The sequence below is a fragment of the Pseudomonas sp. KCJK9000 genome, from assembly GCF_046230725.1.
Taxonomy (GTDB): domain Bacteria; phylum Pseudomonadota; class Gammaproteobacteria; order Pseudomonadales; family Pseudomonadaceae; genus Aquipseudomonas; species Aquipseudomonas promysalinigenes.
In genome coordinates this window covers 1-12,079 of sequence record NZ_JBJJLN010000083.1, presented here as the reverse complement: position 1 = coordinate 12,079, position 12,079 = coordinate 1, and the positions used below count along the sequence as shown (strand labels likewise).

Genomic DNA, 12,079 nt, shown 5'->3' with positions numbered 1-12,079 from the left:
GTGGCGCCGCGGCCGAGGCGTTAATTACCGCTTGCCCGTCGTGGGCGCCCGGTTAGAGATCGCGACGCCAAAAGGTCCGAGTTGCTGGCGGCGGCGATCGCGGTGATCGCGCAAGAAGGCTATGGCGGCGCCGCCTTGCGACCCAGAGCGTCCATGGGTGAACTGGCGGCGTTGGCTGGCATCAGCCGGGCTACCTTGCACCGTTACTGCGGGACGAGAGAAAACCTCGATAGCCAGCTCGAACAGCACGCCAAAAACACGCTCATGCAGATCCTCGACAACAGCGGCGCGCTGGCTTCCACAGAGCCCCTGGCCGCGTTGCGTCAGCTGATTCGCGAACACCTGGCCCAAGGCGAACTGATCGCCTTCCTGGCTTCCCGTTACCCTGTGCACATGAGCGTGCAGCACGACCTGCGGTTTTATCTGGAAAGGCTCGATGCGTTGTTCTTCAGCGGCCAGCGACAGGGTGTATTTCGAGCGGATGTCACCGCGGCGCTGCTGACCGAGATGTTCTTATCGCTGTTGCACGGCATGGTCCATGCCCGCCAGCGAGGGCATGCGCCAAGCGAGCGTGCAAAGATGCTGGAGAACGCGTTTTTGCAGGGCATTGCAACGCGGGCACCCTGTTGGGCGCCCGCGTAGGGCAACAGCCGTGAAGCGCTATTGCGCCAAAGGAAGGGGATAACCGCTATTGCTCGTCGCCATCGAGCGGCGTACTCCAGATCACCAGCTCAAGAGCGGCGGCGATCTGGATGCGATGATCGGCAAGCGGGACAGGCAGCAGGTCCTGGGCGCGCTCCAGCCGGCGCAGCAAGGTATTTCGATGGGTACCCAGCACCTCGGCGGTCTGGGTGATGCTGCAGCCATTGGCCAGGAAGGCGTGCAACGAATGCTGAAGCACCGTGGGTTCGGTCGCCAGACGCCCCAAGGTGCTCAAGACGAACTGCCTGGCCGCGCGGACATCCTGGGTCATCAACGACACCATCCTCACCTGATCGATCGTGGCAACGGCGGGTGAACCCGCCAAGCGGCCCATCACCCGCTGGGTGGTCAAGGCTTCTAGGTGCGAGCGCCGGAAGCCATTCATCCCCGCGCCCGCCGAACCGATTGCCGCGCGAATCTTGGGAAATTGTCGAGCGACGCCTTGCAGCAGGTTCAGGTCCAGCGGCTTTGCCGCATTGCTCCAGGCCCACAGGGTCGCAGGGCCCGCAAATACGATCAGGGGCGCTACCGTGCCCGTGAGCTGCGCCAGGGCACGCGCCATATCTTCCAGGGGGCGAATCTCGGCGTCCGGGGTTTCGCTCCAGATGAGGCAGGCATGGTGTCTCTGCGCAAGGCTGTAGCCCAGTCGCCTGCCGAACTGCTCCGCGTCCACATCCCTGCCATCGAGCAGCCGGCTGACCAGGCTGCGTTTATCGACAGGATCATCATGGGTCTGGGCGTTCTTTTCTTCGAGGATGATCTGCGTCACCACACGCATGTTGCTGTCGATGAATTCCGAGATCGAACGCGACGAGACCTTCAGGAATTCCTCGAGCACCACGGGATCCTGCGTCAGGCTGAAGGCCATCTTCATCCACAGGTCCCAGGCTGCGTTCTGTGTCGACCTTGCAACATTCATCAGCAGCTCGGACAGCCCCCTGCGGGCGAGCTCCCTGGCCGTGTCCACCATGTCAGCAGACACGTAGGGCTCCACCGGCTCACCAGGGCGCTGCAGGTTGGCATTGGCCCAATGCAGCAACTCTGCTCGGTTGGCGCGCCGGCACGACGCGAGGATGACCGGGTCCTCCAGCAACCTGGCATCTTCGGGTGAAGAGAACAGTGACTGGTTCAGCCGCTCGACCCACTCAGGGGGCAGCGCCTGAGCGAGTTCGGCGCCTTTGCGCATAAGCTCGCGAACGGCTTCCGAGGGGCGTGGCCAGGGCGATGGCGTGCTGGTCATGGGCGGTGCAAATCACTCAAAAATCGGCTGGAAAATGGTGCAGTTCGTACCTTGGCGCAGGGCCAGTGCAAACCTAGCATGAACTCACTGCCTGAACAAAAAGAACCAGGAGGCACCGTGGCGCTCCATGTCCCTTTCCTGGGTTTAGCGCAGTAGCAAGCAGGCCTGTTTCCTGATGCCCGTTGATCAAACGTCAACCCGCCTGCGCAACCGTTCCTTTCAATCTGGAGTGTTCTCAATGTCAGCCTCTCGCAACTCCACGCCAAGCCTGCCAGTTGTAACCCGCTCGACTTCCGCGCAAGAAATTGCGCTGCTGAGCGACCAGGCAGGTGCCGTAATCATCCGCAACTTCATGACCCCTGAACAAGTCGCACGAATCAACAGCGAACTCGACGCCCCCCTGGCCGCGCTCGATGCCGGCTCCAGGCACGAGCACGCGCTGATCGCCGAGTTCCATGGCCACCAGACCAAACGGCTTACCAACCTCGTCACCCACAGCAAGACCTTTCGTGAGGAAGTCCTCGATGACGACCTCTTCCACGAACTGGGGAACGTGCTTTACGCCCCGGAGTGCGGTGACTGGTGGCTGACCACGGCCCAGTTGATCGAAATCGGCCCAGGCAACAAAGCGCAAATGCTGCACCGTGACATGATGCAGTACCAACCGTTCGTGGCCATGAGCAAACATGCGCCACGCGCCATCACCAACCTGATGCTGGCGCTGACCGATTTCACCGAGGAAAACGGCGCCACGCGCTTGATCCCCGGGAGCCAGGACTGGGATGACTTCGACGATGTCGGCACCCCAGAGATGACGATTCCTGCCCTCTTGAAAGCCGGGGATGCCGTGCTGTTCGGCGGCAAGGTCGTTCACGGTGGCGGGGCCAACGTGACCACCGACTATTACCGTCGCGGGCTGACCATCCCGATGCAGGCTTCGATAATCACGCCTGAAGAAGCCTACCCGTTGATCGTGCCGCTCGAGCTGGTGCGCACGCTTTCTCCGCGGGTACAGAAGATCCTCGGTTTCCGCTCCCAATACCCCAATGGCAGCCCTGGCCTTTGGCAACATAACTACGCAGACCTGGCGGATTACCTTCAGCTCTAGCGTCCAGCGTTGACTTGCCTGGGCCTGAAGGTGCCACGACCACCCAGACGCCCAGGCAAGGAAACACGCCAGGCATCGCTTTGCGATGCCTGGCCTCTGAGCGAGTGACCGGCCCTTCACTCCTGGCAGGGCATTACCCCTCGGCGTGAAAACAAGACAGGTACGCCCTCGGCGTTGAACAACGCCGCCGTCAGTGAAAGGCCATCAGCGGTCTGCGTTTCCTGAAAACTGTGCCCGCCATCGCTGCTCTGCACGCTCAGCCCATCCAGCCCGACCGCCAACACACGAGAGCCCGCTACCGCTACGCTCGTGACAGAGCCTTTGCTTTGCGTTGGCACTCGGCGAAAGCCCTTGCCGTCCGCTGAACCCTGCAACAGGGTGCCGCGCTGGCCACCCAGCAGCAGACGCCCATCGGCCAGTACCGCGCCAGACCACAGGGTGCCTTCGTAGCCGGTATCCAGGTAACGCCAGTTCTTCCCCTGGTCTTCGGAATGCAGCACCTGCCCATGCTCGGCCGTGGCGTACAGCGTGCCGCGGCTGTCGGCAAACAACCCCATCAGGTTGAGGTCGGCCCGCTTGCCCCCCGGCGGAGCCTGCAGCGGCTGCTCAGCCCACGTCTGGCCCCCATCCTCGGTCGTCAGCACCAACGACCAGAGGCCTACTGCAACACCCTGCCGGGCATTGAAGAAGTGCACCGCGAACAGTGGCCGGTCTTCTTCGGTGGCCAGTCGCTGGGCCTGCCAGGACTCCCCGCCATCGGTTGTGGCCAGGATCGCGCCCCAGTGGCCAACCGCCCAGCCGCGTTTGGCATCCACGAAAGACACGCCCGTCAATGGCGTGGACAGCGGTACCGACCTCGCCTGGCGCCACTCCATGCCCTGATCGTCGGACAACAGCACGACACCGTGGTCGCCCACGGCCACCATGCGCGCCCCCGCCCAACCGGCGGCCAGCATGGTGGCCTGCGTGGCATTGCTCGCCTGTACGGCCGGTACGGCCTGCAACGGCGCGGCCTGAAGAGACATCAGCGGCACTGCTGCTGCGAGCACGGCTGCGGTGAATGAAACCCTGAACTTCATGTTTCTCTCCTCAGTGCACCAGCGCGCCGATCACGCGCACGGGGCGCTTACGTGGGAATACCCGCTCCAGCCACACGGCGAAGGCCGGCAGCACGGTCATGGCCATGACCATGTTGACGATGAACATGAAGGCCAGCAGCTTGCCCATGTCGGCCTGGAACTTGAGTTCCGAGAAGGCCCAGGTGGCCACGCCCACGGCCAGGGTGATGGCGGTGAAAATAGTGGCGACACCCACTTCGAGCAGCGCGTATTCCACGGCTTTGGTAATCGACTGCCCATGAGCCAGGTGCAGTTGCAGACGGTTGTAGATGTAGAAGGCGTAATCGACGCCAATGCCCACCGCCAGCACCATCACCGGCAAGGTGGCGATGGTCAGTCCGATCTGCAGCTCCTTCATGAACCAGTAGCCAATAAAGGTGCCGATGGTCAGCGGCAGGCAACACACCAGGACTGCCCGCAAGTCGCGATACACCACGAACACCAGCAATGCGATGGCGGCATAGACATAAAGCAGCATGGGTGTTTCGCTTTTTTCCACTTCTTCGTTGATGGCTGCCAGCACCCCGGCGTTGCCCGAAGCGAGGCGCACCGAGATGCCTGGCAGGGGGTATTCGCTGCGGAATGCCTTGGCGGCATCCACTACCCGGTTGATCGTGGTGGCTTTGTGATCGGCCAGGTACAGGTGCACTGCGGACATGCTGCAGTCGGTGCGCATCAGCCCGGGCGTGCGCGCAACCTCGGTAGCCAGGGCGGCGTAGTTCATCGGGTCGATGGGCACCGCTGCCATCTTCGGGTTGCCTTCGTTGTAGCCCTCATTGAACTGGCGCATGTTGCTGGAGAACGACGCTACCGACAGGACACCTGGCACCCCTTGCATGGCCCACACGAAGCGATCCTGGTATTGGCCCAGGGCAACATCCTCGCAGGCCACCTGGCTGTCTTCGCCAGAGGGCTCCTTGTTGACTTCGAACACCACGCTGAGCCAGTCCAGGCCAATGTCGTAGTTGCCGGCGATGGAAACCGCATCGCGATTGAAGCGGGCGTCCTCGCGCAACTCCGGCGCGCCCGCCTGCAGCGTGCCAACGACACGGTCATGGCTTTGCCAGATCGCCACCAGGAATACCACCAAGGCAAAGCCAAGCACCCATTGTGCCCTGCGTGGCTCGGCGAGCCGGGCCAGGCCACGCAGCCAGCGGGTGCGGCGCTGCCGGGACACTTCCTGGGCGGCCGCATACTTGTCATCGACACTCAGCAGCGACGCCATCAACGGCAACATCACCAGGTTGGTGATGATCTTGTAGGCCACGCCAAGCGAGGCCGTGATCGCCAGCTCCCGCACCATCGGGATCGGGATCAACAGCAGCGTCACGAAGGAAACCAGCGCGGTCACCAGCGCCAGCGTCCCGGGGATCAGCAACCCCGTAAAGCTCGAACGCGCCGCCGCTTCGGCGCTCTTGCCGATGGCGATCTCGCGGACGATGAAGTTGATTTGTTGCACGCCATGGGACACCCCGATGGCGAATACCAGGAAGGGCACCAGCACCGCCAACGGGTCGAGCCCGTACCCCAACAGGCGCAGGCTACCGAACTGCCACACCAGAGAGGCCAATGAACAGACCAGCGCCAGCAGCGTGAAGCGCAGCGAGTGGCAATACCAGTACACCGCCCCCGCCGTCAGCAGCAACGCCAGCAGACAGAACTCCAGCACGGCTGAAGCCCCGTCAGCAATATCACCGATCTGCTTGGCGAAACCGATGATCTGGATTTCGAAATCGCCATCCTCGAATTGCTGGCGGATCTCTTTCTCCAGCCTGTGGTTGAACGCCACATAGTCAAGGTGCGCGCCATTGGTGTCGTATTCGTTGAGTTCCACCGTGATCATCGCACTGCTCTGATCCCGGGAAACCAGCGTGCCGATGAAACCACCCTGGGCGGTGGAGCTGGCGATCGTCGCGATGACCTGGTCATCCAGGTGCTCGGGCGAAACCGTTCCTGGTACCAGTGGGTCAGCGCGAAAACCTTCTTCGGTGATTTCGTTGACGAAGGCATTGGGCGTCCACAACGAACGCACGCTGCTGCGGGCCCCCCCCGGGAGGAAGGTCACCGCCTGGGTGACGTCATACAGCCGTTTCAGGCCCGGGGCGCTCCAGATATCGCCCTGTCGGGCCTTGACCACGATGGTCAGCCGGTTCGCTCCCAGCAGGTCGTTGCGGTAGGCCTCGAATGTCTTGATGTATTCGTGGCCTACCGGCAATTGCTTTTCGAAGCCTGCATCCATACGCAGTTGCACGGCGAACCAGCCCATGATCAGCGTGAACACCGCCAGGGTCGCCAGCACCAGACGACGATGCCCGAACAACACACCCTCGACACGTGACAGCAGGCCAGGTGCCGGAGCTTCGGATAACTTTACAGAACCGTTCACGGCGGGCCTCACAAGGTGCGGGAAATCGCAACGCCGACATAGTCGCGGTCACGATAAAGCTGGTCGTAGGGCGTGTCGCCGCCCATGAACTTTGCGTAGTTGAGGGAGATCTGCCAACTGGCCGGGTTTCGCACGAAGTTCAGATACAGGTTCATGCTGCTCGCGTCCTCGGTGAAGGTCGCACTCAGGTTCGGCGTCCTGCCCCCTAGCGAGCGCGAATAGAATACACCTGGCGTGACCTGCCAGCCCGGCAGCAAGGTGCCGTCATAGGTCAGGCTGAAGTCCAGGTTGATGCCAGAGGACGTCTTGTCGCCACGGGGCTTGGGCGCTGTCGCAGGGTCCAACTGCCAGGTATTGAGCCCCGCAGCGAGTGGCTCGCCATTGACCTCGTCATGCAGCCCTGGGTATTTGATGACCACAAGCTCGGACAACAAGGTGCCCGTGCTGGCTCCGGTGAAGTCGAGCAGCGTCGGGGAGTTGGAAGGCGTGAAGCTGTACAGGCCGGTGAGGTGCCACTGGAACTTCTTTTCGTCCTTCCAGCATTTGCCGCCATTGCTGGAGCACAGGTCGATGACCGGGTTGAGCATGACCGAGTCCTTCGGCCGGTACGAAAGCTCCGTACCGACGGCCCAGTCACCGATCGGCATGTTGGCACTGATGCCATACATCATTCGGTCTTCCTGGTATTCCCAGGTGGGGGCAGCGGCGAAGGTGTCCGGGTCAAGAATGGCGACGCGCAATGACGGCAACTTGTCGTGATAACGCATCACGTAGAAGCCGTAGTTTATGTCGCTGTCCTCCGGTTGCCAGCGCAGCGAAAGGCCCCACTGGCCGCTGTCGCGGGCGTCCTTCTCGGAGAACCCGTAGTCCCCCCTGCCCTCGCCCAGCGCGTTGTTGGTGGACCAGTAGCTGCCCACCGGCGGCAACTCGCTCTTGTTCCAGCGGAACTGATAGTAGGCCTCGACGTTAACACCCGAGCCAAGGCCCGAAGCGACACTGAGCATCGGCGCGGGCAGCACGGCCTCCTTGAGCTGCACGCCGGGGCGCGCCAAGGCCTGGTAGTCGTAGGCGTTGGTGTTGTTGATGCCACCGGCCACGAACAGGCTTTCGCCCCAGTTGATCACCTGGTTGCCCAGGCGCGCACGGACCCGCTGCCCGCCCATGTCGAAGCCTTTGCTCACCCACAGGTCCAGCAGGCGAGCCTTGAAGGCGAGGTCGTCGCGGGCGTCGTCACTCAGCCCGTTGCTGCCGACGCTCTCTGGGGTGTTGAACGACAGCGTGCCGGTGGTATCGGTGGCAGCGAAGTCGCGGATCCAGGTCCCGCGCGCCATGAAGGTGAAGTCCTCGGGCATCTTCAGCAACAGCTCATGGGTACCCTTGAGGTAGTTGGTGAACATGTCGCCGCGGTCGTAGTTCAGGTCGCCCTGGTCCGCCACGCCGGAACTCTGCGCCAGGCAGCCGGAGGGCACGTTGTGCCCGGTCGGCCCCTGGTTGATCAGGTTGCAGGCCCGTGACTCGGTACGCAGGCCCATGCCTGCGGTGATCGTGGAGTCGAAGGAGCCATTGAGGGTTTCGGTTTCAAATGTGAACCCCATTGCCAGTGGGGTTGCGCACACGATGACAAGGCCTGATGCTTTCGTAATTATTTTTTTCATGTGGGCTCTCGATCTGGCGTGGGTTTAGCGCTCGCTGATGGCTCGCAGGTTGTCGGAGGTGAAGAAGTCGCGTTTCAGGCGAGGGTTGCCACTGTCTTCGGTGAGCCAGCGAATATCGTTCTTGCCCGCGCCGATCGAGGTCATGTCGAACAGGTAACGATGATCGGCGAGGTTGTACTGGACCTGGGCCTGCACGTCGCACGCGCCGATCTCGTAGACGGGGATCGAGAACCCTTCACGCACCTTCCAGATCTGCCCTTGCTTGTCATAGTCAACGGCCAGCAACGGGTTCCAGCTGTCCTCGTCGATGTAGAACAGGCGCTTGGGTGCCTGGTGGCGCATGCCCTGGCGAACATTGGCCTCGACGACCCAGACACGATGCAGTTCGTAGCGGCGCGACTGTGGCGCGATGGAATCGTCGCCAGCGAAGCCTTCCACCTTGGCTGCGGTGTCATAGGCGCCAAAGGCGTTGTACGGCACCAGCAGCTCCTGCTTGCCGATCAGTTTCCAATCGAAGCGGTCCATGGCTCCGAAGAACACGTTCGCCTCATCGACGGTGTACTGGTTGTCCAGCCCGATCTGCGGAGCGTCGTAGGAATACGATGGCATGCGCCTCACCCGACGCTGGCCGGGGAAATAGTAGAAGGTGCTGGCCTGCTCGCCTGCTACAGTCGTCTGCACACCAGCCTGGCCGGCCAGCGCCGCTGGCTCCCGGTAACTGGAGAACGTGGCGTTTTCCAAGCGGCCAATGGACGAAAAAAGTGCACTGCCTTTCTTTCCCCAGGGCGTAAAGAAAAAGGTGTCTGACGACTGGCGTAACCACTCCCCACCCTTGCGCGGTGAAATGCCTGAAATGCTTTTGGGAATTTCGACACCAAGGCCGCGATAGCGCATCTTCATGTTCCACATCACCTCTGCGCCGGTACTGGGCAGAGGGAACGGGATGCCTGGCACATGGGCGTCCTCTAGGGCAACCCCTGTGGAGTCGAGCTTGGCGAAGCCAATGTTCTGCCGCGTGTTATCCGCCACGAAGTCCGGTACGCCACAGGTGCGGCGGGTCGGGTAGACGTCCATGCGATAGCCCGGAATCTTCTTGAACAGTTCGAGCTGGCCGGGGGACAGCTTGCTCGTATACTGCGTCACGCTGTTCGAGTCGATGCTGTAGAGGGGTTTGTCATCCTTGAACTTCCAGTGGTCCCCCCGCACCTGGCCATAGCTCCAGCCCCCCCCTTGCGGCCCCGGAGCAGTCCAGGCCGGAATATCCCCGCTTGAACTAGCGGCCACCTCACCGCCCAGTGGCGTCAGCTTCGAACCCAGCTCCCCCGCCACCTGGGGTGCGGCCTGTACCGAGCACATCGCGGTCGATACCGCGAGGGTAACCAGCAGATGCCTGAAAATACAGCGGGCGGACATGTCGTCTTTCTGCCCTGTAGATACTTCTTTCATTGGAGGCTCCTCGAACAAAGGGCCTGGACCGGCTACCCGACCATCCACACGGAAATGGGCACCTATCGCAAGCTGATCATTTGACATGATCAATTGACCATGTCAAATGATCAGAAAGCAATCCATATGCCAGAAGTCTCGTGGAATGATTAAGTTAGATAAATCAGGTGTTTAGTCGACAGTGGCGATCTATGTTCATCAGATGCCTGCACCTTAATGGGAAGTAAAGAAACATGTGTTACCAGCGCATGCCCAACCATGATGCATTGCTAGTTATACTTACCCATCGCAAGCTGCCGTTTACATTGAGCAAGCCTTAAATATTTCCATTGAAAACCCAATCATGGAAATGAATCAATTACCCATAAAAAAACCGCCCCTGGAGGCGGTAAAGAAGCGGGCCTATGGCCCGACATGGAGTTACTTCGAATCAAGAAATTGGCGGCATAACGGCGCACCTGCGCCGCTCAATTCAACGAGCATTGAGTAACGCCTCAACTGGGGCACTTCTAGAACGCTGAAGTGCACCATAGGCATAGAACGATTGCACAATCGAGTACGACCAAGTCAAGAAAGCAAAGGTCATGAATACCATCTTTGAGTCGTCACCCGGAATCGGAAAGAAGTCATACCGGAATGCTATCGTTAGCCCCGCCACACCGCCCAAGGTGGTAGCCAGCGCATGCAGAAGCTCTCTGGCACAAACCAGTCGCCAAATGAAATAGGCCAGGTACGCTGTGTACGCCAGCCACATCACCATATAAAAATAAGGCAGGAACTGCTTGAATGAACTCGACATGAAGTAAATGGCTGCAACCGTAAAGCCAGCCAGGAACAACACAATGTCATTCACCGGGGACGGTTTGTAATCGTGCGTTACCGCCATCAAGCCAAGCGTTGCAATAACTGGAATTCCAACACCCCGGGAAAAAGCATCGAGGAATATGGCAACGTTATAATTTTCCAGCCAGCCCGTAACGAGGAAGATCGCGAAATTCGTCGCGGATATCCCGACAATCAAAAACTCTCCGCCGAGCAGATAATTTCTTCGCCCGAGGAATGCCGCCCCATAATACAGACCACAGATGATTAGCAATATACATGAGCCCAGGATACTCACTTCTATCAGTTCCACGAGAACAGCCTCTCTCAATCTGAGGATCGACATCACACTGCACGTCGAAATCGGCAGCCAATCGGACGACTATTGCAAACCCGATCAGCGGGGAAATACGGGCTGAATTATTTGACCTGCACCGGTAACTAAAGTTATACGAGCAGGTCAGCATGGCCGTGATTAGTCGACCAGAGACCTCAGGTCGCTGTCGATTTTATTCAGCGTTTCCTGAGAAATAAACCCGCCAGAATATTTCGCCGCCGTCACTAAGGCAAAGCCACGGGCCATGCCAATTTGTGGGTGTTTACCCACACCGGGCAGGTGCTTTTCAAGGATCTGGCTCGTAGTGCTGTTATCCAGCAGCTCGCCAACTTTCGAGTCGATTGAGAACGCCATGGTGTCATCTCCTTGGTTGCGCCCAAAAGGGCAGAAATTCAATACGCAGCAGGCTGTGCAAACTCAGGGGCTCAGAAGCCTTTTCCCGCCTCGGAAAACGCAGGCATGCCCAAGAGCTCTTGTGGGTCTCGCATCTGGCCATCAATTTCCACCCAGCCCAGCAGCGTGGAGCTCACACTCCAGCCCAGCAGGCGTTGCATTTCTGCGGGGAGCTGGCGAACCCGTTCAATGGGAATGGAAAGGAAGTGATTTTCTTCGAGGCGCAGGATGGCCAAGTCGTAGGCCATGGTCAGACCAGTACGAGGAGACGCTGTGGTATTGGCGCCACCGCCGTGATAGACCGACCCCAGCCACAACAGCGCAGAGCCTGCTTTCATCTCGGCGGCGATGGTTTCTTCCTGGGTCGGCCCGCGCTCGTCATCCCATTGATGACTGCCTGGAATAACGCGCGTGGCACCGTTCTCTTCGGTGAAGTCCGAGATGGCCAGCATGATCTGCAGGCGGGCCTCGCGCCCGAACTGGGGATGTCGCCACAGCGAGGTGGCATCGTCGCGGTGCAGGGGCTGAAGGCCTTGGCCCGGGCCGATCTGAATGGCCTGGGTAATGCTGAGTTGAATGTCAGGTGCCATCTCGATGCGGTCGCTGCCCACCCAGACATGGGTCGGTGTCTGCAGGATCTGCCTGGCCGCGCCGATGAACAACGGGTTAAGTGCCACCTCCACCGCCGTGTCGCTTCGCCCGATGATGCGACCGATACGACGGGTCTGCATGCCTGCGAAATAGGGGTCTTCTCCGCAGGGCGTGACATTCAAGTAGGTGTCCAGCTCTTCGGTGAGGCACTTGAGCGTCTCTGGCGAGACGAAATCAGCAATGATGACCCCACCGTCACGCCGAATGATTTCCACCACTTG

The 12,079-nt window shown here is 60.4% G+C and carries 10 protein-coding genes; 2 read left to right on the top strand and 8 right to left on the bottom strand.

Going from position 1 to position 12,079, the window contains the following annotated elements; all coding sequences use genetic code 11:
* Positions 1 to 81 precede the first annotated feature (81 nt).
* Positions 82 to 642, top strand: coding sequence for a TetR/AcrR family transcriptional regulator (locus ACK59H_RS21695; protein ID WP_249746251.1), 561 nt, complete (start codon positions 82 to 84; stop codon positions 640 to 642).
* Between the two features lie 46 nt (positions 643 to 688).
* Here ACK59H_RS21695 and ACK59H_RS21690 read toward each other — a convergent pair whose 3' ends face one another.
* Complete coding sequence (locus tag ACK59H_RS21690) at positions 689 to 1,942, bottom strand: CdaR family transcriptional regulator (protein ID WP_213660811.1); 1,254 nt, start codon at positions 1,940 to 1,942, stop codon at positions 689 to 691.
* Positions 1,943 to 2,180: 238 nt separating this feature from the next.
* On the opposite strand from ACK59H_RS21690, the gene ACK59H_RS21685 reads away from it, so the two are divergent.
* Positions 2,181 to 3,050, top strand: a complete 870-nt coding sequence (locus ACK59H_RS21685) for a phytanoyl-CoA dioxygenase family protein (RefSeq protein WP_213661152.1) — start codon at positions 2,181 to 2,183, stop codon at positions 3,048 to 3,050.
* Between the two features lie 116 nt (positions 3,051 to 3,166).
* Here ACK59H_RS21685 and ACK59H_RS21680 read toward each other — a convergent pair whose 3' ends face one another.
* The 7 genes from ACK59H_RS21680 to ACK59H_RS21650 form a co-directional block, all read right to left on the bottom strand.
* Positions 3,167 to 4,129, bottom strand: coding sequence for a YCF48-related protein (locus tag ACK59H_RS21680; RefSeq protein ID WP_213660810.1), 963 nt, complete (start codon positions 4,127 to 4,129; stop codon positions 3,167 to 3,169).
* Between the two features lie 10 nt (positions 4,130 to 4,139).
* A complete protein-coding gene (locus tag ACK59H_RS21675) occupies positions 4,140 to 6,554 on the bottom strand; it encodes an RND family transporter (protein ID WP_213660809.1) in 2,415 nt (804 codons plus the stop codon).
* An 8-nt stretch (positions 6,555 to 6,562) separates the two neighbouring features.
* Entirely contained in the window at positions 6,563 to 8,209 is a 1,647-nt protein-coding gene (locus ACK59H_RS21670) for a DUF1302 domain-containing protein (RefSeq protein ID WP_331833015.1), read from the bottom strand.
* A gap of 24 nt (positions 8,210 to 8,233) precedes the next feature.
* Positions 8,234 to 9,622 carry a DUF1329 domain-containing protein gene (locus ACK59H_RS21665; protein WP_409264902.1) on the bottom strand — a complete coding sequence of 463 codons (1,389 nt, stop codon included), beginning with the start codon at positions 9,620 to 9,622 and terminating at the stop codon, positions 8,234 to 8,236.
* A gap of 505 nt (positions 9,623 to 10,127) precedes the next feature.
* Entirely contained in the window at positions 10,128 to 10,775 is a 648-nt protein-coding gene (locus tag ACK59H_RS21660; RefSeq protein WP_139833475.1) for a hypothetical protein, read from the bottom strand.
* Positions 10,776 to 10,952: 177 nt separating this feature from the next.
* Positions 10,953 to 11,168 carry a hypothetical protein gene (locus ACK59H_RS21655; RefSeq protein ID WP_213660806.1) on the bottom strand — a complete coding sequence of 72 codons (216 nt, stop codon included), beginning with the start codon at positions 11,166 to 11,168 and terminating at the stop codon, positions 10,953 to 10,955.
* Between the two features lie 71 nt (positions 11,169 to 11,239).
* Positions 11,240 to 12,079, bottom strand: an 840-nt coding sequence (locus ACK59H_RS21650) for a phytanoyl-CoA dioxygenase family protein (RefSeq protein ID WP_409264901.1), incomplete at its 5' end; no start/stop codon positions are given.

Coding starts and splice junctions, on each gene's coding strand:
- ACK59H_RS21690 (WP_213660811.1), bottom strand. CDS start 1,942: ATGACCAGCACGCCATCGCCCTGGCCACGCCCCTCGGAAGCCGTTCGC.
- ACK59H_RS21685 (WP_213661152.1), top strand. CDS start 2,181: ATGTCAGCCTCTCGCAACTCCACGCCAAGCCTGCCAGTTGTAACCCGC.
- ACK59H_RS21680 (WP_213660810.1), bottom strand. CDS start 4,129: ATGAAGTTCAGGGTTTCATTCACCGCAGCCGTGCTCGCAGCAGCAGTG.
- ACK59H_RS21670 (WP_331833015.1), bottom strand. CDS start 8,209: ATGAAAAAAATAATTACGAAAGCATCAGGCCTTGTCATCGTGTGCGCA.
- ACK59H_RS21665 (WP_409264902.1), bottom strand. CDS start 9,622: ATGTCCGCCCGCTGTATTTTCAGGCATCTGCTGGTTACCCTCGCGGTA.
- ACK59H_RS21655 (WP_213660806.1), bottom strand. CDS start 11,168: ATGGCGTTCTCAATCGACTCGAAAGTTGGCGAGCTGCTGGATAACAGC.